Genomic DNA, 26223 nt, shown 5'->3' with positions numbered 1-26223 from the left:
GCTGATAACGGAACCACGGGGAGGCAGCCCCAACTGGGGCACCTCCCCTTTTTTGGAAAAATAAGGTTACAAAATTCTAACAAAACAGGAAAGTGAGGATGCGAATGGCTGCACAGTACGAACTGCTCAAAGAGCTGCTCAACAGCGGCACTACGCTCAGCTTCGGGCAGAATTTCTTCTTCAAGTTTTATCAGGCGTTCATCCTGAAAGACCGCTGGCTCCAGTACATCAACGGCGTAGGCACCACCCTGCTGGTCACTGCCATTGCGCTGGCCCTGGGCATCGTGCTGGGCAGCGTGGTGGCACTGGTGCGTGTGGCGCACGACCAGCAGCGCCCCGGCCACAAGAACCCGGTGCTGGGCTTCTTCAATGCGGTGTGTCAGGTATACACCACCATCATCCGCGGCACGCCCATGATGGTGCAGCTGCTCATCATGAGCATGGTCATCTTTGCCAACAGCCGCAACTTTACCATGGTGGGTGCGCTGGCACTGGGCATCAACTCCGGTGCCTATGTGTCCGAGATCATCCGCGGCGGTCTGATGGCCATTGACCCCGGCCAGATGGAGGCCGGACGCAGCCTCGGCCTGAACTACATGACCACCATGGTGGTCATCATCATCCCGCAGGCCATCCGTGCGGTGCTGCCCGCACTGGGCAACGAGTTCATTATCCTGCTGAAGGATACTTCCCTGATCACGGTCATCGGCGGCAAGGAGCTGCTGTACGCCGCACAGGGCATCATGAACCGCACCTACGAGGCCATGTTCCCGCTGCTGGGCGATGCGCTGATCTACCTTGTGCTGGTCATGCTGTTCACCCGTCTGCTGGCAAAGTTTGAGAGGAGGCTGGCTCAAAGTGACCGATAAAATTCTGGAAGTCCGCGGCCTGACAAAGACCTACGGCGGCGAAAAGAAGCCGGGCGCAAAGCAGCCCACCCCCACTCTGGACGTGCTGAAGGGCATCGATATTGATATTTACCGCGGCGATGTGGTCTGCCTGATCGGCCCTTCCGGCTGCGGCAAATCCACCTTTCTGCGCTGCCTGAACCGTTTGGAGATCCCCTCCTCCGGCAGCATCAAATTTGAGGGCACCGAGGTGGACGAGGCCCACATTGATGCTGTGCGCCAGAAGATGGGCATGGTGTTCCAGCACTTCAACCTCTTCCCCCACCTGACCGTGAAGAAGAACCTTGAGCTGGCCCCCACCCTGCTCAAGCTCAAGGATAAGCAGGCCATTTCCGACAAGGCCGACGAGCTGCTGGCCCGCGTGGGCCTGTCCGACAAGGCCGATGCCTACCCCAAGAGCCTTTCCGGCGGTCAGCAGCAGCGTATTGCCATTGCCCGTGCCCTTGCCATGGATCCGGACGTGATCCTGTTCGACGAGCCCACCAGCGCCCTCGACCCCGAAATGGTGGGCGAGGTTCTGGAACTGATGAAGGAGCTTGCCCACACCGGCATCACCATGCTGGTGGTCACCCACGAAATGGGCTTCGCCCGTGAGGTGTCCAACCGCGTCATCTTCATCGATGACGGCAAGATCCAGGAGGACGAGCCGCCGCAGGAACTGTTCACGAACCCGAAGCATCCCAGACTGAAAGCATTCCTTTCCAAGATGCTGTAATGTAAGAAATGAAAAAAAGAAGGGGCTGTTGCACATGCGACAGCCCCTTCTTTTGTACGAATAGGCGTAAGAATCAAGCGGTATCAACGCCTAAAACAAAAGCATGCGCAACAAATTTTCGATGGATTTGTGATGCACGTGCCCTTTTGAATTGTTTGATTATACGATTGATTTTGAAAGTATCTGCTGCACTTTCGGCTAAAACGATGTGCAACAGTCCCTTTGCTTGTATGTTATTCTTTACTGCGAAACACAAACAATTTGCTAAAAATATAGTTCAACGCCATAACAATAAACTGTACCACAAATTTGGAAATTCTGTCATACCAGTGTAAAATATTTACCAGCAATGTCATGCAGGCCATTTCGATAAGAAGAGTAGAAACTCTCGCATTGAAAAATTTTAGCATTTCGCGCAATTTATCAGTGCTTTTACTTTCAAAAACGAACTTTCGGTTTGTGATATAAGCAAAAGAAACCGCGCAGATCCATGAGAACGTATTGGCAGCCATCAGTTGAAATAGGTCTTGCGGATCCAGAAAAACTGTAGTGAAAAAACAGTAACTTACCAGACTCACTACCGTAGTCAGACCACCTATGATCACATAGTTGATCAATTCCTTATAACGAAAATAAAGCTGCTTTATTGTTTGTATCATACGCAGCGCCCGGAATTGATTTCTTTTTCCACAATATAGATCGGACGGTTTTTCAGCTCTGCGAATGCAACGGAAAATATTCACCCATAATTCCGACCAGCAAAAAGAGAACAGCAAATAAAACATTGAATGCCGCAAGAATCACCTTATACTCGCGGAAGCCGCACAGTGCACTTATAGCAAAAAGCACAGCAGCAAGAAAACTTACAGCACCGGCATAGAGGCCGAGTTTCAGTGGAAAATCAGAAAAACCGACTATGGTGCTGATTGCAAAATTCATCAGTTTTTTCAGCGTATAGTGGCTGGCCCCGCCAGCTCTTTCCGCAGCAGTGTATTCCAGCGTTGTTTTCCGGAAGCCAACGCTTTGTACATATCCACGCAGAAAACGAGTCTTTTCACGGTAATTTGTACGCAGAACATCTGCCACACGGCTACTGATGGCAAAGAAATCCGATGCATTTTCCTCCAGCTTTACTTGATCAGATAAGGCGTTGATCACCCGGTAGAATGCTCTGGATGTAAAGTTTTTGATGGCACCTGCCGATTTGTTGGAGGTTCGGACCATGCTGATAACCTCATAGCCTTCCTCAAATTTCGCCATGATGGGGGCGATGCATTCCAGAGGGTGCTGCAGGTCGGCATCCATGCAAATGATCACATCCCCCGCAGCATGATCGATGCCTGCAATCATGGCAGCCTCGTGGCCAAAATTTCGCGAAAAACTGATTACACGGACATTCTTGTTCTGTTGCGCAATCACTTCCAGAATATTCATACTGGCATCGGTACTACCATCATTTACAAAAATTAGTTCATTTTCCCCCCATATTTCAAATCTTGCTCTATGTTGCAAAAGGCATTATAGAATTTTTCCAGAACGGCTTCTTCGTTATAAACTGAAATGACCAAAGATAATTTTTTCATTTGACCTTCCTGCTTTTTTACAGCGTTTACTGCTCATCCGCAAATTTGACAACGATTTTCCCATTGATACACCGGATCGAGCCCTGTTCCGGGTAGCAAGGCATAGATGCCACCTCTGCATTGCCCTCAAACTCTGCGGCATCTCCTAATTCCGGCGCAAAACCACACCAAAGCTCCATGGTTTCCTTCCATGCGTAATCATTGAAAATAAGTTCCCCTTTATATGTGGGCAGATCCAAATCATCGAAATACTCGCTGACTCCAACAAAATTTTTATCGTGCTTGTCATACTCCCCGATATAAACAACCTGCGCATCTTCAGTATAACCTTCAACACTTTCAATTCGTGTGATCAAAGTTGTGTAATAACTGATCATTTGTGTCTGCATCACGTCTGCTTTTAGGTAGAGGATATTGCTGTAACGAATATTTAGAGTCACAAGTACTCCTAATAGGGCAACAGCGGCTTTACATAGGGCACCTTCTACTTTTGTTCTATCTTCGGGATATTTATCAATAAGCCATACAACCAAAGCAAAGGCAAACGCCTGTCCAAAAGTCATTACGGCATGAACATCCCAAGGCTCTACCATCAGGTATACAAAGCATGCTGCAATAGGATATGCGATTAGGATCAATAGGGTTTGAGATCCTTTTGGAGTCTTAAGAATATACATTTTCCGGAGCACAAATATGGCAATGATCGCAGTAACAACAATCAACAAAGTATAGATATATCTTGCGCTGAAGTCTTCCACAGCAGTGCTTGGATAAAAGAAAGATCCATAGCCGCACAACATCCGATAAATATAATTGCTCAGATTTGTTCTTCCAAAATGATTGATACCTTTGTAATCCGTCAAAACAACGCCAAACTGATTCAGAAAAAATTGATTGACTAGAAAATATTCCGCAATAAACCCAATGCACACAGTTGCATTACACAGAGCCATTTTCCAAAACGCTTTCCAGCTCATATCAGACTGCCGGACATCTTCCATCATATAAAGCAACAATGTACAGATGCAAACCGGGATATTTGCCTGATACACACCAACAGAACAAGCCATCAAAACCGTGCAGAGTAATAGAGCGACAAAATTCTTTTTCTGGTGAAAAATCCATGCTCCAACCACTCCCAGTAGGGACGCAGCGTAATAGTATGGTGCAGTAAACATGTAACTGAATGTTCCCGTCACTGACGGAAATGTCACCATACTTCCGCACAGCAGAATAACAAGAGGCTTTGACTGGATCCTCAAACTATCCGCCAGCAGATATACGATTGCTGCAATGCACAAAATCGTAATCGTACCATTTACCACTGGCAGGCTGTAGTTTTTACTACCCAGCAAATTTGCACTCAGACTTCCAAGAATGCCCAGCATCCACCGTCCAGATTCGTAAGTAGCGCCCACATCGTTGAAATACCGTGCATCATCATGGAATGAGTATTTGTTGAACAGAACCATGCCATGCGCCAACAATCCCCAAAAAGTAGCACTGCACAGTACTGTTTTTAACAGGCTCTCATTTACCTTTAGCTTTTCCGCAGTTTTTTCCATGTCTTCCTCCCAAACAAGGCATCATTCCCGAATTTAGCCAAAACCATACAGTTGTATTATACAATGTCAGCCTATCTCCTGCAACTATTTCTGCAAAAAAACGTGCTCTGTGGTTTCTATTATCCACAGAGCACAGTTCTCATCACTCTATTTTATTGCAGCTTTTACAGCGCATTATTCGTACCATCTGTTCCCTGCTCACTGGTATAAAGCACCATCAGATGGTTGGCGCTTTCTTCCAGCTGGGTCTTGGCCTGACGCAGGGCGGCTTCCTCGTTTTCATTCATCTTTTCGGGCTTATCCTTGCGCAGGCAGCGGCGGAGGTTGGCGAGGTCGGTTTTGATGCGGTTCTTCTCGTCCTTGTCCAGCTCCTTTTTGCATTTGGAAAGAGCCTCGTCCACCTTGTAGGCCAGCACCTCGGCCTGATTGTGCAGGTCCAGCCGCTCCTTGCGGCGGCTGTCCTCGGCCTCATAGGCGGCAGCGTCTGCCATGGCGCGTTGGATCTCATTTTCCGAAAGGTTGGTGCTGCCGGTGATGGTGATGTTCTGCTCCCGGCCGGTGCCAAGGTCCTTGGCAGACACCTTCACCACGCCGTTCACGTCGATATCGAAGGTAACTTCGATCTGCGGCTTGGAAGAAAAGCTTGCCCGGATGCCGGTGAGCTTGAATTTGCCCAGACTCTTGTTGTCGCGGGCAAAGTGTCGCTCGCCCTGCAGCACGTTGATCTCCACACTGGTCTGCATAGGCCGTGCGGTGGTGAAGATCTGGCTCTTGCGGGTGGGGATCATGCTGTTGCGGGTGATCAGCGGGGTGGCCACGCCGCCCAGCGTCTCAATGGAGAGGGTCAGCGGGGTCACATCCATCAGCACAAGGCCTTGCGCCGCTGCGCCGGTGGCACCGGCCAGCTTGCCGCCGCCCTGCAGCAGACCGCCCTGTACCGCCGCACCCATGGCAACACACTCGTCCGGGTTCAGGCTGTGGCTGGGTTCGCAGCCCAGCAGCTCCTTCACCTGACGCTCCACCGCAGGCATCCGGGTGCTGCCGCCCACCAGCAGCACCTTGCCCAGCTGGCTGGCGGAAATGCCTGCATCCCGCAGCGCATTCTGCACGGGAGCCACTGTGCGGGCCAGCAGGTCGCCGGTCATCATTTCGAACTGCGGGCGGGAAAGCGAGATATCCAAGTGGTGAGGGCCGTCCTTGCCCACTGCGATAAAGGGCAGGTTCAGCTGTGCCGACGGCGCGGCAGAAAGCTCCTTCTTTGCCTTTTCGGCTTCCTCTTTCAACCGGCCCATAGCTGCCGGGTCGCGGGAGAGGTCGATGCGATCCGACTTTTTGAACTCGGCCACGGCATATTCCACGATGCGCTGATCGAAGTCGTCGCCGCCCAGATGGGTGTCGCCGCCGGTGGCAAGCACCGTAAAGGTCCCGTCCTCGATCTCGATGATGGACACATCAAAGGTGCCGCCGCCGAGGTCGTAGACGAGGATCTTCTGCGATGCTTCGTTATCCAAACCATAGGCCACAGCGGCAGCAGTAGGCTCGTTGATGATGCGCAGCACGTTCAGGCCTGCAATGCGGCCTGCATCCTGCGTAGCCTTGCGCTGGCTGTCGTCGAAGTAGGCGGGCACCGTGATGACCGCTTCGGTCACCGGCTCGCCCAGATAGCTCTCGGCATCGCGGCGGATCTTGGCCAAGATCATGGCGCTGATCTCCTGCGGGGTCAGGTCTTTGCCGTCGATGTGCACCCGGTAGTCACTGCCCATATGGCGCTTGATGCTGGAGATGGTGCGCCCGGAATTTGTGGCGATCTGGCGCTTGGCCGCACCGCCCACCAGACGTTCACCGTCCTTCGTGAAGGCCACAACGCTGGGGGTGGTGCGCTCACCCTCCGCATTGGTGATGACCACGGGCTTGCCGCCCTCCACCACTGCCACGCAGGAATTGGTCGTGCCGAGATCGATGCCGATTACTTTGCTCATACTGTCTGTTTCCTCTCCGGTGCTGTGCATCTTGGGCGCAGCTCTTCAAATCATTTCCGAGTATATCTTACCGTCCCGATATGACGATTTTTTAGTCCAATTGTAAAGATTCCATGTCGTAAGCTGTGGCTCGGGCAGGCAGTTCACTGGTCAGTTCCCGGATGAGCTGGTCAGCTTCGGCCAGCCACTGCTCTGCGTCCGGCTCGTGTTCACGGGCCTTGATGGAAAAGCCCTGCCTTGCTTCTGCGGCCAGTGCCAGCGCCTTTTTGCGGCTGGTGTAGCGCGTTTCGGTCTGGGCCACACGCAGGCACACCTGCGGAGTGTACTCGATATCCGGCATATGGGCTGCGTTGGCGCGGGCACGGCGGTAATACAAAAGTGCCCGGCCATTGTCGCCCCGGGCAGCGCAGTCATCGCCCAGTGCAATGTTGGATAAGATCTCGCCGCTGTCCGCTGCTTCCTTCCACATGCGGCGGGCCTCGGCACGGTTCGTGCGGGTGCCGCGGCCCTTATAAATGCAGTCTGCCAGCAGGGCAAGTCCCATGGTGCTGCCAAGCTCGGCTGCTTTTTCAAAGCATTCCACAGCCTGCGCCCAGTTGCCCTTGCGGGCGGCTTCCTTTCCGGCATCCGCTTTCTCATCACCGGGGTCTTCCGGCGTATGGCCCGCGTGCAGCAAACCGTTGAGCAGAGCGCCGTCCAGCGTAGCCGAGTGGCTCCACGGGTCCAGCACCACGCCGTCAATCCCCTCAGTGGAAAGGGCCAGCTCCATGGCATCCTGCAGGGTGTAATCCGCCATTGGCCGGGCAGAAGTGCTGCGGTCGGCGCAGGCCGCAGCTGCAGAGGTGAACATAGGCAGCCATGTGCGGCCCTTCTCGTTGCGCAGGGTCCACAGCTGCAGGTCCTTAGCCTTTGCCGTGGGCACCGGATGCTCCGTCCACGGTGCAGGCGTGTTGTGCACCGTCAGTGCCGTGCGCAGCGGCACCAGAACATGGGTCTCCATTTCCAGTGCATAGTTCAAAGCGCCCATCAGCGTCCAGAAGCTTTCTTCGTTCTGGCCTTTATATAAATTTTCCACTGCCTGCTCAAAGGCCGGGCAGCCGGTGCCCGCCGGGCTGTAGGCCGGAGCGTTCTGCCGATGCTTGCGGGTGCCCACCGGGCGCAGCCGGATGCCGCCGTCTTGTCTTTTTGCCATCTGCTCACCATTCTTCCAGTTTCTAGTCAATTTTTAGTATAGCAGGAAATGGCTTTGGGTACAACGCCTATCTGTATGTATCCATTTTTCCCTGCTCAAAAAAAGCGGGGTGCCAGATCAGCTTCTTCTGGCACCCCGTTAAAAATACATTTTTCCTGAAACGCCTTATTCCGCGTCCAGATCTTCTTCGGTCTCAGCAGCAATATAGATTGGTCTGTGCTTTGTTTCAAGATATGTTTTGGCAAGGTACTCGCCCGCAATTCCCGTACACAGCAGCTGCACACCACTGCACAAAAGGATAATGCAGACAAGGCTCGGCCAGCCGGAAGTAGGGTCGCCGAACATCAGTGCACGCACCACCACGATCATGATGCCTACAAACGCCAATACGCAAAAGGCAAGGCCAAGGCCCGCCGCCATCAGCAGCGGAGCTGTGGAAAAGCCCACAATGCCTTCGATCGAATATTTGAGCAGACCCCAGAAGTTCCACTTTGTTGTGCCCGCCACACGCTCTACGTTTTTGTAGTCGATCCACTTCGTTTTAAAGCCGACCCAGCTGAAAATGCCCTTGCTGAAGCGGTTATATTCCGCCATGCTCAGCACGGCATCAGTCATTTTGCGGCTCATCAGGCGGAAGTCTCTTGCTCCATCCACGATCTCTGTATCCGAGAGCTTATTGATGATCTGATAAAACTTTTTGGCAAACCAGCTGCGAACGGGCGGTTCACCCTCGCGTGTCGTGCGGCGGGTGGCCGCGCAGTCATATTCGCCGGAGAGCAGCAGCTCCAGCATTTCCGGCAGCAGCGAGGGCGGGTCCTGCAGATCCGCATCCATCGTTGCTACATAATCGCCCTTTGCCGCTTTTAATCCGGCATAAATGCCTGCTTCCTTGCCAAAGTTCCGGCTGAAGGAGATGTACCGCACACGGACATCTTTCCGGTGCAATTCCCGCGCGATCTGCAGTGTGCGGTCTTTTGAGCCGTCATCCACAAAGATGAACTCAAAATCTGCTCCGTGGGATATTCCCATCTGCTGTGCGATCTTGCTGGCCTCTTTATAAAAAATGGGAAGTGATTCTTCCTCATTGTAGCACGGAACGACCAAACTTATCAGCATTCCTGTTTCCCCTTTTGTGCAATATTTAAAATCATTGTAGCATACCCCCACCCTGGTTTCAACCGTTTTCGGCATTTTGCCCGGCGGTTTTCAGCACACTTTTGCAATAAAAACATTTTCTATGGCTTTTTAAGTTTTTGTACGCTATAATAAGTAGGATTTCATAAACCTTATAATGCAAGAAAGAAGGAGTATCGCCTTGAACAAGATGCTAGGCTATCTGAAGGACTACAAGCGCGAGAGCGTGCTTGCGCCCCTTTTCAAGATGCTGGAAGCCACGTTCGACCTGTTCGTGCCGCTGGTCATGGCGGATATCGTGAACATCGGCATTGCCGCCCACGACTTCCACTATATTCTTGTGCGGTGCGGCATTTTGCTGCTGCTGGCCATGATCGGCCTTGCCTGCAGCCTGACGGCACAGTATTTTTCCGCAAAGGCGGCCGTGGGCTATTCCACAGCTCTGCGCCACGCCCTGTTTGAGCACATCCAGACCCTGAGCTTTACCGAGATGGACACCCTCGGCACCAGCACCCTGATCACCCGTATGACCAGCGACGTGAATCAGGTGCAGAGCGGCCTGAACCTGTTTTTACGCCTGTTCCTGCGCAGCCCGTTCGTGGTGATCGGTGCCATGGTCATGGCCTTTACAGTGAATGCCCGTGCAGCGCTGATCTTTGTAGTGACCATCCCGCTGCTGAGCGTGGTGGTGTTCGGCATCATGGCTGCTACCCGGCCCCTGTACAAGACGGTACAGAATCGCCTTGACCGGGTGCTGGGCCTGACCCGTGAAAACCTGACCGGCGTGCGCGTGGTGCGCGCTTTTGATAAGGAAAAGAGCGAGGTAGAGCGCTTTGAGAATGCCAACGATCTGCTGACCAAGATGCAGCTCCATGTAGGCCATATCTCTGCCCTGATGAACCCGCTGACCTATGTGCTCATCAACATTGCCATTGTGGCACTGCTCTATGTGGGCAGCATTGAGATCAATGTGGGTGGCATGGCTTCCGGCGACGTGATCGCGCTGGTGAACTACATGAACCAGATCCTTGTGGAGCTGGTCAAGCTGGCAAACCTGATCGTGCAGGTGAGCAAGGCGCTGGCCTGCGCAGGCCGCGTGCAGGCTGTGCTGGACACCACGCCCGGCATGGCCTTCCCGGAAAAGCTTCTGGGCGAGGTGCCCGCCGAAAAATCCGGCGATGCCGTGCGCTTTGAGCATGTAAGCTTGACCTATGCGGGTGCCGGTGCACCCAGCCTTTCCGACATCAGCTTCACTGCAAAGCGCGGCCAGACCATTGGTGTCATCGGCGGTACCGGCAGCGGCAAATCCAGCCTTGTCAACCTGATTCCCCGCTTCTACGATGCCACCGAAGGCACGGTGGAGATCATGGGCCGCGATGCCCGGAACTATCCCCGCGAAGAACTGCGCGGCAAGGCAGCCATGGTCATGCAGAAGGCCCAGCTCTTTGGCGGCACCATCCGCTCCAACCTGCTGTGGGGCAACAAGAATGCCACCGATGCGGACCTGTGGGCTGCACTGGAAACAGCACAGGCTGCGGAGTTCGTCAAAGCCAAGCCCCTTGGGCTGGACGAGCCTGTGGAGCAGGGCGGTCGCAACCTGTCCGGCGGACAGAAGCAGCGCCTGACCATCGCCCGCGCCCTTGTGGGCAAGCCGGAAATTCTGATCCTTGACGACAGCGCCAGCGCACTGGACTATGCCACCGATGCCGCCCTGCGCAAGGCACTGGCTGCTCTGCCCGGCAGCCTGACCGTGTTCATCGTGAGCCAGCGCGCTGCCAGCCTGCAGCACGCAGATCAAATTCTGGTGCTGGACGACGGCCATCTGGTGGGCATCGGCACCCACGACCAGCTGCGCCAGACCTGCCCCGTCTACGAGGAGATCTACGAGAGCCAGTTCAAGAAAGGGGATGCGCAGAAATGAGTGCAAAAGCAAAAACAAAGCTGACCCCGCAGCAGCGCAAGGCCACTCTGACCCGTGTTCTGGGCAAGATCAAACCTTATTCCCTGTTTGTGGTGTGCAGCCTGATCGTTGCTGCCGTGAGCGTGGGTGCACAGCTGTATATCCCCATCCTCTGCGGCAGCGCCATTGATATGATGCTGGGCAAGGGTTCCGTAGATTTTGGCGGTGTGATGCGCATTATCATCGAGGTGCTGGTGGTTGCCGGTGTGGCCGCTCTTGCGCAGTGGCTGCTGAGCGTGTGCAACAACCGCATCACCTTCCTTGTCAGCCGCGACCTGCGCAACGAAGCCCTGCGCAAAATTCAGACCCTGCCGCTGTCCTACCTCGACAGCCATCCCTCCGGCGATATCGTCAGCCGCATGGTGGCCGATGTGGACACCTTTGCGGACGGCCTGCTGATGGGCTTTACACAGCTGTTCAGCGGCGTGCTGACCATCCTCGGCACCCTGCTGTTCATGCTCAGCGAGAATGTGCCCATCACGCTGGTGGTGGTGTGCATCACCCCGCTGAGCCTCGTGGTGGCAAGCTTCCTTGCCAAGCGCAGCTATGGTTACTTCCAGAGCCAGAGCGCCGTGCGCGGCGAGCAGACCGCGCTGGTCAACGAGATGATCGAGGGCCAGAAGGTGGTGCAGGCCTTCGGCCACGAGGCCGAGAGCCTTACCGCCTTTGACGAGGTGAATGGCCGTCTGCAGGACGTGAGCCTGAAGGCCATCTTCTTTTCCAGCCTGACCAACCCTGCCACCCGCTTTGTGAATAACATCGTGTACGCAGGCGTGGGCCTTGTGGGTGCCGTGTACGCGGTGCGGGGCGGCATCACCATCGGCCAGCTGAGCGTGTTTTTGAGCTACGCCAACCAGTACACCAAGCCCTTCAACGAAATTTCCGGTGTAGTCACCGAGCTGCAGAATGCTCTGGCCTGCGCCGCCCGCGTGTTCGAGCTGCTGGATGCCAACGATCAGGTGCCTGAAGTCGAGAACGCCTCCGTGCTGCAGCCGGACGGCCATGTGCAGCTGGAGGATGTTTCCTTCCGCTACCTGCCCGACCGCCCGCTGATCGAGGGCCTTTCCCTCGACGTAAAGCCCGGCCAGCGCATTGCCATCGTCGGCCCTACCGGCTGCGGCAAGACCACCCTCATCAACCTGCTCATGCGCTTCTATGATGTGAACGGCGGTTCCATCAAGGTGTCCGGCACCGACATCCGGGATGTGACCCGCGCTTCCCTGCGCGGCAGCTACGGCATGGTGCTGCAGGATACATGGCTGCGGGCCGGTACCGTGCGGGAAAACATTGCCTACGGCAAGCCGGATGCAAGCCTTGAAGAGATCGTGGCAGCAGCCAAAGCCGCCCATGCAGACAGCTTCATCCGCCGCCTGCCGGAGGGCTACGATACCGTCATCGCCGAGGACGGCGGCAACATCAGTCAGGGCCAGAAGCAGCTGCTGTGCATTGCCCGCGTGATGCTCTGCCTGCCGCCGATGCTGATCCTGGACGAAGCAACATCCTCCATCGATACCCGCACCGAGGTGCGTATCCAGAAAGCCTTTGCCCGCATGATGCAGGGCCGTACCAGCTTTATTGTGGCGCACCGCCTTTCCACTATCCGCGAGGCGGACGTGATCCTTGTGATGAAGGACGGCCACATCGTGGAGCAGGGCAGCCACGACGAGCTGCTTGCTGCAAACGGCTTCTACGCCAAGCTCTACAACAGCCAGTTCGAAGGCGTGGAGACCTGAGAGTTCCTGATAATAATAACAAAAAGGAGCGGTGCACTGCATCGCTCCTTTTTATTATTATTTGCTTTCAACTTTCTGCACGATGGGTTCATCGGGCGGCGGAGTGAGGGTGGAATGCTCCACGATGAACTGCTCCGCCCGCTCCCGGGCCAGACGCTGGCGCACCTTGCGTGCATCGTTGGCGGGGAAAGTGCGCTCGCCGTCCAGCTTGGCATCCCAGTGGGCAGCAGCTGCTTCCACCTCGGCGTCCGTGGGTGCAAGGCCCTCCTTTTCTGCCACCAGCAGAAGCCCCAGCCAGCTGCGCAGCTTGCGCTCTGCCTGCGCATGGAGCCATGCACGGAACTCTTCCACCGTCTGGCCGCGCACTTTAAGGAACTGGTCAAAGTTGATGCCATTGGCCTGCAGGCTCAGGTTGAACTGGCGCTGCTCGGCAAAATAGTTACCGCCCACCAGCTGCTTTGGCAGCGGGCCTTTCACTGCATCGCCCAGCTGCCATACCAGCTCCTTGCGTGCCCGCTGCACCGCCTGTGCACAGCGCTGTGCCCAGATCTCGCGGGCCACCTGCTGCCGCAGCGCCGCCTTGCCTGCTGCATCGGCTGCACGCTCCTCGTCGCCGTGGTGACGGTTGATCTCCAGTTCAATGGTCAGCTGCCGGATGGGGTGCGGCTCCACGGCCTGCACGAAACCGGTGTACTGCCCCACTTCCAGCGGCGGCAGCGCATAAAACTGTGCACCCGCCCGGAAGCCCTCGGCCCGGTTCACCGCCAGCAATTCAAAATCCGGGTCGGTCACCGGCACCACATGGTACTCCTGTACCAGCTGCTCATACAGCGCCGAAAAGCCGCCAAGAATGGTGCGATTCACCGCCTCGGTCAGCAGACCGTCCTCTTCCTGCGGCGCGTCCGGCTCCGCCTGCACCTGTGCAACGGCTGCCGCCAGCTCCTCAGCACCGGCTGTGAATACCAGACGGCAGTCGCCCGGCTCAGCCATGCCAAAATGTTCCAGTTTCATCCTCTTTTCCCCTTTCAGCGGGCAATGCCCACGGTCAGCACCAGCAGGGCCACACCCAGCACGGCATACAGCACCTCGGCTCCCAGCGTGGCCCGGTCGCCCTCTACATACATTTTTTCCGGGTTTTCGGGGTCATAATATAAGGTGACGGTGTCCCCCACCGCAAAGCTTTTGCCGTGCGCAGGCTTCGGGTAGTGCAGCCGATGGCTACCGCCTGCGGTGGTAAAGGCCAGCACATAGGCACCGCCATCCCGGCTCTGCACGGTGCCCTCCACCGTGGCCGTGACCTTCTGCCCCTGCGTGCACAGCCTGCGCCGTGCCAGCACACTGCGCAGAGCCATAAAGAACATGATGCCTGCTCCCAGCAGGAAAATAATGATATTGAACATTCTGCATTTCCCTCGTTTTCTCAGTCTGCGCGCAGGACACCCTCCCGGCGCGTCCTGTTTATTGTATCACATTCTGGCAAAAATTTCGCCCTGCAGCTGCCATTCAGAATGCATCAATTTTCAAGCAAAATTTTGTCGAGAAAATCTGAAAATAATGCTTGACATTCTTCGTATATCTGGTATAATAACTATCGTTCCGAGCAACACAGCTCACGAACAAAACAGAATATGCGGATATGGCGGAATTGGCAGACGCGTTAGATTCAGGTTCTAATCGGGGCAACTCGGTGGAGGTTCAAGTCCTCTTATCCGCACCAAACCATGAAAATCCGAACCTTTTCTCGATAGGAGAAGGGTTCGGATTTTTTGTTTTCTTCGGAAAGCAAAATGAAGGCTCCTTCCCGACGGCTGTGTGTCCAAAACCTTATCAGAAGAACCGTATAACAAAAGTCACAACTGTAAAGGTGCCGTAAGGCAGAAAGGACACAAGCATGAAGTACGATGCAAGAGCCTGCCATTTCAACATGGATACCGGCTGCGTGGAGCTGCTGCTCCGGGATGGGAGAATGATCTCCATTGACTGCACTGGGGTCGAGGGTGAATTGGACGTGACCATGGCGCAGAGGTCGGAGTTGGACTACCTCATCTACAATGACCCGCTTGGCTATGCCGATTTGATTCTGAATGGCGATCCGAAGGAATATTTGAAAAATGTAACTGGGAGCCACAGGCTGGAAATCTAAATGAATGCTGGACAATACCATTTTTGAGCTGGTGTTGTCCAGCATTTTTTTGGAGACCATCCCAATAGTTGCGTAAACCTCCGGAGAGGTGTAAAATTGAACCGACCCATAAAAATTAGACAATAGACAAAAAGCCTCCCCGTGTAGGATAATAGAACTACACGAGGAGGTTTTGCTATGTCCGGAAAATACGTAAATCGTTATGCCTCGCACGCCTCCCGGAGAGCAGGCAGCAACTCATCCAGCCGCCCGTCCAGTCCAAAGGACTTCTCTTTGATATTGTCCGCAATGTAGACCTCGCCCAGATTGATGGTCACATAAGTGGCGTTTGGCTCGCTGGCCACCAGACGCATCATCGGAGCCTTGATCAGCTGATTGCGCCAGCCAATGCCCAGCTCCAGAACTACCAGTTTCTTCCCGTGGTAGGTTTTCAGAAAGTTTTGGAACCGTGCTTGGGCAGCGGTATCCGGAATCATTCTCTGACCCGCACCCATGTGGATGTCCATGGGACCGCCGCACTTGGGACAGCGCGGCACCAATTCTGTAGGCACATGGCCGCTCTGTTCAGCAGCCGATAATTTTTCGGCCACCTCTAAACTTGAATAGAGGGTGTCGTGGCAGGGGCGGGCACACTGCATCGTATCGACACCACCGACATCCGGGTGAAACCACGCCGGAGCAGGCCCACGAGATTGGTCGGCAGCTTGCAGATGAAGTCCTGCAAGGCAAATATGATGCCAAGCAGGATCGTAATGCGGAGGCCGCTGTTCTTTCAGAACCGCACGAAGGAGAAATTATGAAAATGCAGTAAAGGTTATCCCATGGTCACCTGCACCTCTACCACAGCGCCTTCCGGTGCCAGCGGCAGCAGGCTGCCCTCAATGGGCTTGCCATCCACAGCGACGCTCTTCACACCGTACTGGACTGCAGCGGTATTATCCACTGCAATGTGATAGGTTGCGCCCCGGTAGCGGCGGGTAACGGTGAAGCCGCCCAGCGTGTGTGGGATACAGGGGTCTACCTTCAGGCCGTCCAGCGTGGGCTGGATGCCAAGGATATACTGGCTCACATTGAAGAAGGTCCATGCGGCAGTGCCGGTCAGCCAGCTGTTCTTTGCTTCGCCAAAGGTGGGGGCATCCTTACCGGCCACCATCTGGCTGTAAACATAGGGTTCGGTGCGGTGGATCTCAGAAATATCCTCGATGTAGGCCGGGCATGTCTTACGGTACACCTCAAAGGCCCGGTCGCCGTGGCCCAGAACGGCTTCGGCACAGCTGATCCACGGGTTGTTGTGGCAGAAGATGCCGGCGTTCTCCTTGTATCCCGGAGGATAGCTGGAAATTTCGCCCAGATTGAGCTGATAACTGGTGTATGCAGGTTGGTGCAGAACCACACCGTACTTGGTATCCAGCCGTTCCTCTACGCTCTTCAATGCCTGCGCGGCCTGACCGGTCTCCTTGCCAATGCCAGCCATGACGCACATGCCCTGCGGCTCAATGAAGATCTGGCCCTCGGTGCACTCCTTGCTGCCAACAGGCTTGCCAAAAGCATCGTAGGCGCGGCGGAACCATGCGCCGTCCCAGCCAGAAGTCAGGGCCGCCTGTTCCACGCCGTCCACGGCCTTGCGGGCCGCAGCGGCTTCATCGGCAAGGTTCAGGTGGTCGCACAGTTCGGCGTACTCGTGGCCATACTTGACGAACATGCCCGCAATGAACACGCTTTCGGCCACAGGGCCTTCGCTGGGACCGGTGATCTGGAAGCTCTCGCCCGGGTGCTCCGAGAAACAGTTCAGGTTCAGGCAGTCGTTCCAGTCGGCGCGGCCAATGAGCGGCAGGCCGTGGGGGCCAAGGTGGGTGACGGTAAAGTTGAAGCTGCGGTGCAGATGCTCCATCAGGCTCTGTGCCTTGCTGGCATCGTTATCAAAGGGCACCTGCTCGTTCAGAATAGACCAGTCGCCGGTCTCGCGCAGATAGGCGGCAGTGCCGGCAATGAGCCACAACGGGTCATCGTTGAAGCCGGTGCCGATATCGCGGTTGCCTTTCTTGGTCAGGGGCTGGTACTGGTGGTAGGCGCTGCCATCCTCAAACTGGGTGGCGGCGATATCCAAAATGCGCTCCCGTGCGCGGGACGGGATGATATGTACAAAGCCCAGCAGATCCTGACAGCTGTCGCGGAAGCCCATGCCGCGGCCGGTCCCGCTTTCAAAGTAGCTGGCCGAGCGGCTCATATTAAAGGTGACCATACACTGATACTGGTGCCAGATGTTTACCATACGGTCCAGCTTTTCCTCGCCGGATTCCAGATGGTAGGTGGAGAGCAGAGCTTCCCAGTGGTCGGCCAGCGCCTTGCGGGCCGCGTCCACCTGTGCATCGGTGGCATAGCGTGCGATCATGGCATGGGCACGCTCCTTGTTGATGACACCGGGAGCCGTGAACTTTTCTTCCTGTGGGTTCTCGATGTAGCCCAGACCGAAGAGGATCTTCTTTTCCTCACCCGGTGCAAGGGTGACATGGATGTGCAGCGCGCCCACCGGTGCCCAGCCGTGGGCAATGCTGCCGGAGCAGTGCCCGGCGCGGACGGCCTGCGGGTCTGCAGGGCCGCCATACACACCGCAGAAGGCATCGCGGGTGGTATCAAAGCTGGTAACGGGCGTATTGCTCCAGAATACCGCATAGTGATTGCGGCGCTCACGGTATTCCGTCTTATGGTAGATGATGGCCGGCTCCACCTCCACCTCGCCGGTGGAGAAGTTGCGCTGGAAGTTGGAGCTGTCGTCAATGGCATCCCACAGGCAGAACTCCACATAGCTGAACACATCCAGCTCTTTTACGGCATCCGTTTTATTTTTCAAAGTCAGGCGGTCCAGCTCACAGGCATCGCCGGTGGGCACGAACAGCTCCTGCGCAGCGGAAACACCGTTCTTCTCACCCTCCAGAATAGTATAGCCCAGACCGTGGCGGCAGGCGTAGCTGTCCAGCTCTGTCTTGGTGGGCTGCCAGCCGGGGTTCCAGACGGTATCGCCATCCTTGATGTAAATGTGGTGGCCGTCCATATCCAGCGGGGAGCTGTTATAGCGGTAGCGGGTCAGGCGGCGCATCCGCGCATCGCGGTAAAAGCTGTAGCCGCCCGCCGTATTTGAGACAAGACTGAAGAAATCCTCGCTGCCAAGGTAGTTGATCCAGGGCAGAGGCGTGCGCGGGGTGGTGATGACATATTCTTTGCGTGCGTCATCAAAATGGCCGAATTTCATAAATGCTTCCTCCTTATCAGCTGCCGGTAGCCCCGGCGGCATCGCTTTTGCGAAAACGATTAAGACAGACGATCAAAGCATTCTCTTTGCTTCTAGCATAGCCCAAGCAGGCCAAAAAAGCAAGAGGATTTTCTAAAAAATTTCTGAAAGTATCTTTCATAAATACGCATGTTTCCATGATTTTCAGAAAATTCATTTCAAGCACGCTTTTTGTGCTTCCTGTAAGCGAAAACGTTGAAACACAATTTATAGGTAATATTATATACGGCGAAAATCGTAACGAAACCGCAACGAAAATCTTTTGATTTTAACCGAAATGTAACGAAATCCATCCGAGATGCACAATTTCGGTTCTTCAGAAACGAACAAAACGCCAAAAATGGGTCAAAAGCAATGGAAGTTATTCTTTTTAGCTTGATTTTTCGTACAGAATACGCTATTATGAGATTGCGAAAACGATTAAGGACTTGATGGTAAACATCCCCCGTAAAACGTTCTTCGGAAGGAGGCAAACGAGCGATGCCGTCCCTGAAAGATCTGGCAAAGGAATGCGGCGTATCGGTGGCAACGGTCAGCAAGGCGCTGAACGACCAGCCGGATATCTCGCCTGCCACACGAGAACGGGTGCGGGCCGCAGCGCACCGTATGGGCTACATGCCAAACGCCGCCGCCCGTTCCTTGAAAACAAACCGTACTTACAATCTGGGCGTTCTGTTCGTAGATGAACGGCAGAGCGGCCTGACCCACGAATACTTTTCCGCCGTGCTGGACAGCTTCAAGGTGGAAGCCGAGAAACACGGCTACGACATCACCTTTATCAACCACAATATCAGCGGCAAGAGCATGAGCTACCTTGAGCACTGCCGCTACCGCAATGTGGACGGTGTGGTGATCGCCTGCGTGAACTTCTACGAGCCGCAGGTGGTGGAGCTGGTGAACAGCGAGGTGCCGGTGGTCACGATCGATCATGTGTTCAATAACCGCATGGCGATCCTCTCGGATAACGTTTCCGGCCTGAAGGCACTGGTACGGCAGGCATGGGCCTGCGGCCACCGCCGCATCGCCTTTATCCACGGCGAAAAGACCGCCGTTACCGAGAACCGTGTTGCAGGTTTCTATCAGGCCTGCGAAGAGCTGGGCCTGAAGATCCCGGAAGCTTATGTGCGGGAGGGTATCTACCATGATGCCGACCGCTGTGCCGCCGAGACCAAAGCGCTGCTGGAGCTTCCGCAGCCGCCCACCTGCATCATCTTCCCGGACGATTTCTCCGCGCTGGGCGGCTACAACGCCATCAGCGAAAAGGGGCTTTCGATCCCGGAGGATGTTTCGGTGATGGGCTACGACGGCATCTACCTCTCGCGGGTGGTCAAGCCTCAGCTGGTGACTTACCAGCAGAACACCGCCGCGCTGGGCCGCACGGCTGCCGACAAGCTCATTGAGCTGATCGAGCATCCAAGAGTGACCCTGCCCGAACAGATCCGCGTTTCCGGCAAATTGCTGGACGGCGGGTCGGTCAGCATTCTTTAATATGTCTCCAAAGGCTCTTGCTACGGAACCTTTTTTGAAGAAAACTTTTGCTAATAATGGAAAACCATGAAGGAGGTTTACCCTTATGAAAAAGATCTCTCGTCGTAATTTCCTGCTCGCTTCCGGTGTCGTGACCATTGGTGCAGCTCTGGCTGCCTGTGGTGGTTCTTCTTCCACCAGCACCGCCTCTTCTGCAGCTCCCGCATCCAGCGCAGCTGCTTCCGAAGCTCCCGCAGCAGGCGGCAAGGTGCTGAACATCTGGTGCTGGAATGATGAGTTCCAGAGCCGCTTCAACGACTACTATCCGGAAGTTTCCGAGATCGCAGCCGACAAGTCCACCACCACCCTGAAGGATGGCACCGTTGTGAAGTGGACCATCAATGCCAACGAGAACAACAACTATCAGAACAAGCTGGACGAAGCCCTGCTGAGCCAGGACAGCGCTGCTGATGATGACAAGATCGACATCTTCCTGATCGAGGCTGACTATGCTCTGAAGTATGTGGATTCCGATTATGTTCTGGATGTCAAGGCAGACATCGGCCTGACCGACGACGATCTGGCTGGCCAGTACCAGTACACCAAGGACATCGTTACTGTGGACGGCAGCCAGCGCGGCACCACTTGGCAGGCAACTCCCGGTCTGTTTGCATACCGCCGCAGCATTGCCAAGGATGTTCTGGGCACCGATGATCCCGCCGAAGTGCAGACCTACCTGTCCGACTGGGATAAGTTCAATGATGTAGCTGCACAGGCAGCCGCCAAGGGCTACAAGATGCTGTCCGGCTTTGATGATGCATACCGCACCTTCTCCAACAACGTGGCAGCTCCGTGGGTCACCGGCACTACCGTTACCGTTGATGAGAACATTATGAAGTGGGTCGATCAGACCAAGGAGTACACCGATAAGGGCTATAACAACAAGTCCAGCCTGTGGGACAGCCAGTGGGCAGCCGATCAGGGTCCCACCGGTAAGGTGTTCGGCTTCTTCTACTCCACCTGGGGCATCAACTTCACTCTGCTGGGCAACTCGCTGGAGACTCCTGTCGCTGAGGGCGGCAAGGAAGAAGTTGGCAACGGTATCTACGGCGATTACGCTGTGTGCGAAGGCCCTCAGCCCTATTACTGGGGCGGCACCTGGATCTGCGGCGCAGCCGGCAGCGACAACATCGAAACCATTAAGGATGTTATGCAGAAGCTGACCTGCGATGAGGCCATCATGAAGCAGATCACCATGGATACGCAGGACTACACCAACAACGAGAAGGCTATGAACGAGATTGCAAACAGCGATTACAGCTCCGCGTTCCTGGGCGGCCAGAACCACATCGCTCTGTTTGCAGAGGCTGCAACCAAGATCGATATGTCCAACGCTGGTCCGTATGATCAGGGCCTGAACGAGAGCTTCCAGACCGCATTCAAGGATTACTTTACCGGAAACGTGGACGAAGATACCGCAAAGGCAAACTTCGAGACCGCTATCAAGGAGAAGTATCCTGAGCTGACCGACGTGGTGTGGCCCGCATAATAGCAGCCGACCCTAAAACGGAAAAGTGAATACGCAGGGGCGGGCCGGACGCTGTTCCCGCCCGCCCCTGTTCTTTCCGCAAATTTATCAGGAGGCGATCCTTATGGGAGAAAAGAAAAAGAAAGGGTCGATCAGCTACGCGAAATGGGGCTACATCTTCATTGCGCCGTTCTTCATCATCTTCGCGGTATTCCAGCTGATCCCTCTGGCATCTACCATTTACTACAGCTTTTTTGAATATTACCGCAGCGGCCTGAAGGTCATTGGCCCGAACTTTATGGGCCTGAAAAACTACATTACCCTGTTCGCAACCGATCTGCCCAAGTACTTTGGCAACACGCTGATTCTGTGGATCATCGGCTTTATCCCGCAGATTGCCATTTCCCTGTTGCTGGCAGCATGGTTCACCGACCTGCGCCTGAAGCTGAAGGGCCAGACCTTCTTCAAAACGGTCATCTACATGCCCAACCTGATCATGGCCTCCGCCTTTGCAATGCTGTTCTTCGCGCTGTTCTCGGACAACGGCCCGGTGAACGCCGTGCTGCAGAGCATGGGCTGGATCGATGCACCCATCAGCTTTTTGAACACCGTGTGGGGCAACCGCGGGCTGATCGGCCTGATGAACTTCCTGATGTGGTTCGGCAACACCACCATCATGCTGATGGCTGCGATCATGGGCGTGGATCCCACCCTGTACGAAGCGGCTGAACTGGACGGCTGCACCCCGAACCAGATGTTCTGGAAGATCACCATTCCGCTGATCCGTCCCATCCTTGTTTACGTCATGATCACCTCCATGATCGGCGGCCTGCAGATGTTCGATGTGCCGCAGATTTTGACCAACGGCAAGGGCGGCCCGGACCGCACCTCCACCACCATGATCATGTACCTGAACAACCACCTGTTCAGCAAGAACTACGGCATGGCCGGTGCTGTATCCGTGGTGCTGTTCCTCGTGTGCGCAGTGCTGTGCGTTGTGGTCTACTTCTCCCTTACCAAGGAGGATGACGGCCTGACCCGCGCCCAGCGCAAAGAACTGAACGCCGCCAAAAAGGCAGCAAAAGGAGGGAAATGATTATGGCACACACTCCTAGAAATCAATCGGAAAAAGCAACACTGGCTGCACGCCGCGCATGGTGTTATCTGGTGCTGGTGCTCATCAGCTTTTTGTGCCTGTTCTTCTTCTATGTGCTGGTGATCAACTCCACCCGCACCCACTTCGAGATCCAGAAAGGCTTCTCGCTGCTGCCGGGCAAATCGCTCATCACCAACTTCCAAAACGTGCTGGCCGATGCCAACATCCCTGTCGTCTCCGGCATCCGCAACAGCCTGATCGTCTCCGCCTGCTCGGCGGCGCTCAGCGTGTACTTCTCGGCCCTGACGGCCTACGGCATCTACGCCTATAACTTCAAATTCAAAAAGGCCGCGTTCGCCATTATCCTGCTGATTATGACCATGCCCACGCAGGTGTCCGCTCTGGGCTTTTTGCAGCTCATCACCAAGATGGGCCTGAAGAACAGCTTTATCCCGCTGATCCTGCCCAGCATTGCAGCGCCCACCGTGTTCTTCTTCATGAAGCAGTATCTGGACGCTTCCCTTCCCATGGAGATCGTAGAGGCTGCCCGCATCGACGGTGCAGGCGAGTTCTACACCTTCAACAAGATCGTGCTGCCCATTATGAAGCCCGCTCTGGCAGTGCAGGCCATTTTCTCCTTCGTGGCCAGCTGGAACAACTACTTCATTCCCGCTCTGGTGCTGGACAGCGCCGACAAAAAGACCCTGCCCATCCTGATTGCACAGCTGCGCAGTGCAGACTTCCTCAAGTTTGATATGGGCAAGGTTTACATGATGGTGGCTATCGCCATTCTGCCCGTCATCATCGTGTACCTGCTGCTTTCCAAGTTCATCGTCCGCGGTGTTGCTTTGGGCGGCGTGAAAGGCTGACGGCATTTTGCCGCAAACAACAAAAGGGTCCCGGAGAAAATGCCGGGACCCTTTTGCTGTGTTTAGGATATAAGGAATTTTTGGAAGAGATCAGGAGAAAAAACAAGGCATACACATTCTGTCGGAGGTTTTAAGGGGATAAGATTTACTCGCCGCGGACGGCTGCGAAACCTGCTTCCAGATCAGCAATGATATCGTCGATGTGCTCAGTGCCGATGGACAGGCGGATGGTGTTCTGATAGATCTGCTGCTCGGCCAGCTCTTCGTCGTTCAGCTGGCTGTGGGTGGTGGAAGCCGGGTGGATGACCAGACTCTTCACATCAGCAACGTTTGCCAGCAGGGAGAAGACCTTCAGATTATCGATAAACTTGAACGCTTCCTCGCGGCCGCCCTTGATGTTGAAGGTGAAGATGGATGCACCGCCGTTGGGGAAGTACTTCTCGTACAGGGCGTGATCCGGGTGATCCGGCAGGGAGGGGTGGTTGACCTTCTCCACCTGCGGGTGGTTTGCCAGAAACTCGACCACCTTCTTGGTGTTCTCCACATGGCGCTCGATGCGCAGGCTCAGGGTCTCGGTGCCCTGCAGCAGCAGGAAGGCGTTGAACGGCGAAATGGTGGCACCGGTATCACGCAGCAGGATTGCACGGATGTAGGTGACAAAAGCTGCGGGGCCTGCTGCATCGGCAAAGGAAACGCCGTGGTAGCTGGGGTTGGGGTCAGCAATATTGCCGAACTTGCCGCTTGTCTTCCAGTCAAACTTGCCGCTGTCCACGATGATGCCGCCCAGCGTGGTGCCGTGGCCGCCGATGAACTTGGTGGCGGAATGAACAACGATATCTGCGCCGTGCTCAATGGGACGGATCAGATACGGGGTGCCGAAGGTGTTATCGATGACCAGCGGCAGGCCGTGCTTGTGCGCGATGGCTGCAATGGCGTCGATATCGGGGATATCGCTGTTGGGGTTGCCCAGAGTTTCCAGATAGACGGCCTTGGTGTTGGGCTGGATGGCATTCTCCACCTCAGCCAGATCGTGTGCATTGACAAAGGTAGTGGTGACACCGAACTGGGTCAGGGTGTGCTCCAGCAGGTTGTAGCTGCCGCCGTAGATGGTCTTCTGAGCCACGATGTGGTCACCAGCCTGTGCCAGTGCTTCGATGGTGTAGGTGATGGCAGCAGCACCGGAAGCGGTAGCCAGAGCAGCCACGCCGCCTTCCAGAGCAGCGATGCGCTTCTCGAACACATCCTGCGTAGAGTTGGTCAGACGGCCGTAGATGTTGCCTGCGTCTGCCAGGCCGAAGCGGTCTGCTGCGTGCTGGCTGTTGCGGAACACATAGGAAGTGGTCTGGTAGATAGGCACTGCACGGGAATCGGTTGCGGGATCGGCCTGCTCCTGGCCAACGTGAAGCTGCAGGGTCTCAAATTTATAGTCAGACATAGTATTTTACCTCTCTATTTGTACTTTTAGTATAATTTTATGATACAAAAAATCCCGATGCGTGATACAAAAGCGCACCGGGCAAACACAATTCAAAGCGATTCTGTCAACGTCACATTCGGGTACACATTCGTGCACAGCAAGAGGGCATCGTACAGTTCACAGCCAGATGTTCTGCCCGGTCACCGCACATTCGCCCACAGCGGAAGTTTGCATGCAGCAGGTCGTTCCAAATCAGCTTCATATCCGTGCCCTCCTTTCCGAAATAATTCTTTCCCACTCATCTACAAACCGGAGCCTCTATCTGCTCTGTGCCGGGAAGCAAAACCGTCGTTTTCTTTTTCCCACTAGGTTTGTGGATTTATTGTTTGCATTATATCCCCTCTTACCCAGTTTGTCAATGGGTTAATTCCAGTTTTTTTCAAATTGAGTTTTCTGCACGATGCGCAGCCCGCATTTGCAGCATCCCGTTGTGCAGTTCCAACAGGAGTAATACTTCTGCTTCTTCGGAAATTTTTATTTTTCCATTGATAAAACCTTAAAATTTTATTGTTATACTAAAGCTGTTCCTTGCAAACGCCCTGCAAATCGTTTATTATGATAGCGTTCTTTTTTATCATCAAAGGAGTTTTTCGATGCTGCATCGTTTCTTTCATTTTTTAAAGCAGAGCCTGCTCGTTGTTCTTTGCATCCTGCTGCTTGGCGGGCTGCTGGCAGGCGGCTGGTTCTTTTATCAGGGCAGACAGCTGTACCGCAGTGCCGCCAGCAGTTACCCAGTGGCTTCCATGTACGACGCCATCTGTGCCCGCGGGAGCTATACTTCCTACGATGCGCTGCCGCAGATCTATATTAACGCAGTCATCTGCACCGAGGACGAGCATTTTATGACCCACAAGGGTATCGACCCGGGGGCCATTGCCCGCGCCCTGCTGGCCGACCTGCGCACCCACTCGCTGGCCGAGGGTGGCAGCACCCTGACCCAGCAGCTTGCCAAGAACGAGCTGTTCACGCAGGACAAGCATCTGGCCCGCAAGGCTGCCGAGATGCTTGCTGCTTTTGATATTGAAAAGACCTACTCCAAGCAGCAGATCTTTGAGATGTACGCCAACACCATCTATTTTGGCAGCGGGTATTATGGCATTGCAGAAGCTGCCGAGGGCTACTTTGGCAAGGAACCGGCCCAGCTGACCGATGCCGAAGCGATCTATCTGGCGGGTATGCCCAACGCGCCTTCCACCTACGCCAGCAGCCCGGAGCTTGCCTTCAAGCGGATGCAGGTGGTGCTCAAGCGGATGGTCAAGTGCCGCGTGCTCACCCAGCAGCAGGCCGATGCCATTGCCGCAGATGCTGAAAACTTAACGGTTTAAACAAGACACCGCGCCCTGTCTGCTGCGGATCAGACAAGGCGCGGTGTTTTGTTTTGCGGTATTTAGTTTGGTAAAGGAGGAATCATGTTACCCGTTCAGGCGGTTGCGGCCCCGCCTGTCGGTAGCATTATCATACCAGAGAATTTCTGCGAAAGCATGTTATTTATATGAAGCTTTTATGAATTTACCGGTTCTTTGCCGGCAGCGGCACCGGGTGCTCCGGCAAGATGCGCGAAGCCATGTCTAACGTGCAGGCTGCA

At 55.0% G+C, this 26223-nt stretch carries 23 protein-coding genes and 1 tRNA gene; 11 read left to right on the top strand and 13 right to left on the bottom strand.

Going from position 1 to position 26223, the window contains the following annotated elements; all coding sequences use genetic code 11:
* Window positions 1-104: 104 nt before the first annotated feature.
* Window positions 105-869, top strand: a complete 765-nt coding sequence (locus DXA66_RS11955) for an amino acid ABC transporter permease (protein WP_118529149.1) — start codon at window positions 105-107, stop codon at window positions 867-869.
* Window positions 859-1623, top strand: coding sequence for an amino acid ABC transporter ATP-binding protein (locus DXA66_RS11950; RefSeq protein ID WP_097776679.1), 765 nt, complete (start codon window positions 859-861; stop codon window positions 1621-1623). Before DXA66_RS11955 ends, DXA66_RS11950 begins: the two co-directional genes overlap by 11 nt.
* A gap of 233 nt (window positions 1624-1856) precedes the next feature.
* On the opposite strand, the gene DXA66_RS11945 is transcribed toward DXA66_RS11950, so the two are convergent.
* The 6 genes from DXA66_RS11945 to DXA66_RS11920 all read right to left on the bottom strand — a co-directional run bounded on the left by DXA66_RS11945 (window position 1857) and on the right by DXA66_RS11920 (window position 9058).
* Entirely contained in the window at window positions 1857-2282 is a 426-nt protein-coding gene (locus tag DXA66_RS11945) for a GtrA family protein (protein WP_118529148.1), read from the bottom strand.
* A gap of 52 nt (window positions 2283-2334) precedes the next feature.
* A complete protein-coding gene (locus DXA66_RS11940) occupies window positions 2335-3057 on the bottom strand; it encodes a glycosyltransferase family 2 protein (RefSeq protein ID WP_347562884.1) in 723 nt (240 codons plus the stop codon).
* A 175-nt stretch (window positions 3058-3232) separates the two neighbouring features.
* Window positions 3233-4771, bottom strand: a complete 1539-nt coding sequence (locus tag DXA66_RS11935; RefSeq protein WP_118529147.1) for a glucosyltransferase domain-containing protein — start codon at window positions 4769-4771, stop codon at window positions 3233-3235.
* A gap of 164 nt (window positions 4772-4935) precedes the next feature.
* Window positions 4936-6750 (bottom strand): molecular chaperone DnaK, encoded by a 1815-nt coding sequence (gene dnaK / locus DXA66_RS11930; RefSeq protein ID WP_097776682.1) that lies wholly within the window; start codon window positions 6748-6750, stop codon window positions 4936-4938.
* 91 nt (window positions 6751-6841) lie between these two features.
* Complete coding sequence (locus tag DXA66_RS11925; RefSeq protein WP_005946528.1) at window positions 6842-7942, bottom strand: SseB family protein; 1101 nt, start codon at window positions 7940-7942, stop codon at window positions 6842-6844.
* Window positions 7943-8107: 165 nt separating this feature from the next.
* Entirely contained in the window at window positions 8108-9058 is a 951-nt protein-coding gene (locus DXA66_RS11920) for a glycosyltransferase family 2 protein (protein WP_118529146.1), read from the bottom strand.
* A 199-nt stretch (window positions 9059-9257) separates the two neighbouring features.
* On the opposite strand from DXA66_RS11920, the gene DXA66_RS11915 reads away from it, so the two are divergent.
* Window positions 9258-10997, top strand: coding sequence for an ABC transporter ATP-binding protein (locus tag DXA66_RS11915; RefSeq protein ID WP_305775257.1), 1740 nt, complete (start codon window positions 9258-9260; stop codon window positions 10995-10997).
* On the top strand, window positions 10994-12769 hold the full coding sequence (locus DXA66_RS11910) for an ABC transporter ATP-binding protein (protein ID WP_118529144.1): 1776 nt from the start codon (window positions 10994-10996) through the stop codon (window positions 12767-12769). The genes DXA66_RS11915 and DXA66_RS11910 overlap by 4 nt, the downstream gene beginning before the upstream one ends.
* A 57-nt stretch (window positions 12770-12826) precedes the next feature.
* On the opposite strand, the gene DXA66_RS11905 is transcribed toward DXA66_RS11910, so the two are convergent.
* Both DXA66_RS11905 and DXA66_RS11900 read right to left on the bottom strand, forming a co-directional pair.
* Window positions 12827-13780 (bottom strand): FKBP-type peptidylprolyl isomerase, encoded by a 954-nt coding sequence (locus tag DXA66_RS11905; RefSeq protein WP_118529143.1) that lies wholly within the window; start codon window positions 13778-13780, stop codon window positions 12827-12829.
* A gap of 14 nt (window positions 13781-13794) precedes the next feature.
* Window positions 13795-14169: a DUF3592 domain-containing protein gene (locus DXA66_RS11900; protein ID WP_118529142.1), complete on the bottom strand. Its 375-nt coding sequence runs from the start codon at window positions 14167-14169 to the stop codon at window positions 13795-13797.
* Between the two features lie 230 nt (window positions 14170-14399).
* Here DXA66_RS11900 and DXA66_RS11895 point away from each other — a divergent pair.
* Window positions 14400-14486 (top strand) — tRNA-Leu (locus DXA66_RS11895).
* A 174-nt stretch (window positions 14487-14660) separates the two neighbouring features.
* Window positions 14661-14912 carry a DUF6061 family protein gene (locus tag DXA66_RS11890; RefSeq protein WP_118529141.1) on the top strand — a complete coding sequence of 84 codons (252 nt, stop codon included), beginning with the start codon at window positions 14661-14663 and terminating at the stop codon, window positions 14910-14912.
* A 200-nt stretch (window positions 14913-15112) separates the two neighbouring features.
* On the opposite strand, the gene DXA66_RS11885 is transcribed toward DXA66_RS11890, so the two are convergent.
* The 3 genes from DXA66_RS11885 to DXA66_RS11870 form a co-directional block, all read right to left on the bottom strand.
* A complete protein-coding gene (locus DXA66_RS11885; RefSeq protein WP_243089100.1) occupies window positions 15113-15550 on the bottom strand; it encodes a hypothetical protein in 438 nt (145 codons plus the stop codon).
* A gap of 176 nt (window positions 15551-15726) precedes the next feature.
* Entirely contained in the window at window positions 15727-18162 is a 2436-nt protein-coding gene (locus DXA66_RS11875) for a GH36-type glycosyl hydrolase domain-containing protein (RefSeq protein ID WP_118529140.1), read from the bottom strand.
* Window positions 18163-18178: 16 nt separating this feature from the next.
* Entirely contained in the window at window positions 18179-18367 is a 189-nt protein-coding gene (locus DXA66_RS11870; protein WP_097776694.1) for a hypothetical protein, read from the bottom strand.
* A 314-nt stretch (window positions 18368-18681) separates the two neighbouring features.
* Between DXA66_RS11870 and DXA66_RS11865 the strand changes: the two genes are divergently transcribed.
* The 4 genes from DXA66_RS11865 to DXA66_RS11850 all read left to right on the top strand — a co-directional run bounded on the left by DXA66_RS11865 (window position 18682) and on the right by DXA66_RS11850 (window position 23161).
* On the top strand, window positions 18682-19689 hold the full coding sequence (locus tag DXA66_RS11865) for a LacI family DNA-binding transcriptional regulator (protein WP_118529139.1): 1008 nt from the start codon (window positions 18682-18684) through the stop codon (window positions 19687-19689).
* Between the two features lie 85 nt (window positions 19690-19774).
* A complete protein-coding gene (locus tag DXA66_RS11860) occupies window positions 19775-21217 on the top strand; it encodes a twin-arginine translocation signal domain-containing protein (protein ID WP_097776696.1) in 1443 nt (480 codons plus the stop codon).
* A gap of 103 nt (window positions 21218-21320) precedes the next feature.
* Window positions 21321-22292 (top strand): carbohydrate ABC transporter permease, encoded by a 972-nt coding sequence (locus DXA66_RS11855; protein WP_118529138.1) that lies wholly within the window; start codon window positions 21321-21323, stop codon window positions 22290-22292.
* A 2-nt stretch (window positions 22293-22294) separates the two neighbouring features.
* Window positions 22295-23161 (top strand): carbohydrate ABC transporter permease, encoded by an 867-nt coding sequence (locus DXA66_RS11850; protein WP_118529137.1) that lies wholly within the window; start codon window positions 22295-22297, stop codon window positions 23159-23161.
* 145 nt (window positions 23162-23306) lie between these two features.
* On the opposite strand, the gene DXA66_RS11845 is transcribed toward DXA66_RS11850, so the two are convergent.
* A complete protein-coding gene (locus DXA66_RS11845; protein ID WP_118529136.1) occupies window positions 23307-24596 on the bottom strand; it encodes an O-acetylhomoserine aminocarboxypropyltransferase/cysteine synthase family protein in 1290 nt (429 codons plus the stop codon).
* A gap of 112 nt (window positions 24597-24708) precedes the next feature.
* Window positions 24709-24840, bottom strand: a complete 132-nt coding sequence (locus tag DXA66_RS14695; RefSeq protein WP_005942280.1) for a hypothetical protein — start codon at window positions 24838-24840, stop codon at window positions 24709-24711.
* A gap of 391 nt (window positions 24841-25231) precedes the next feature.
* Between DXA66_RS14695 and DXA66_RS11840 the strand changes: the two genes are divergently transcribed.
* Window positions 25232-25963, top strand: coding sequence for a biosynthetic peptidoglycan transglycosylase (locus DXA66_RS11840; protein WP_118529135.1), 732 nt, complete (start codon window positions 25232-25234; stop codon window positions 25961-25963).
* Window positions 25964-26223: the final 260 nt, after the last annotated feature.

It is taken from the genome of Faecalibacterium sp. OF03-6AC (assembly GCF_003478175.1).
GTDB lineage: Bacteria > Bacillota > Clostridia > Oscillospirales > Ruminococcaceae > Faecalibacterium > Faecalibacterium taiwanense.
This window is presented reverse-complemented; position numbering and strand designations above follow the sequence as displayed.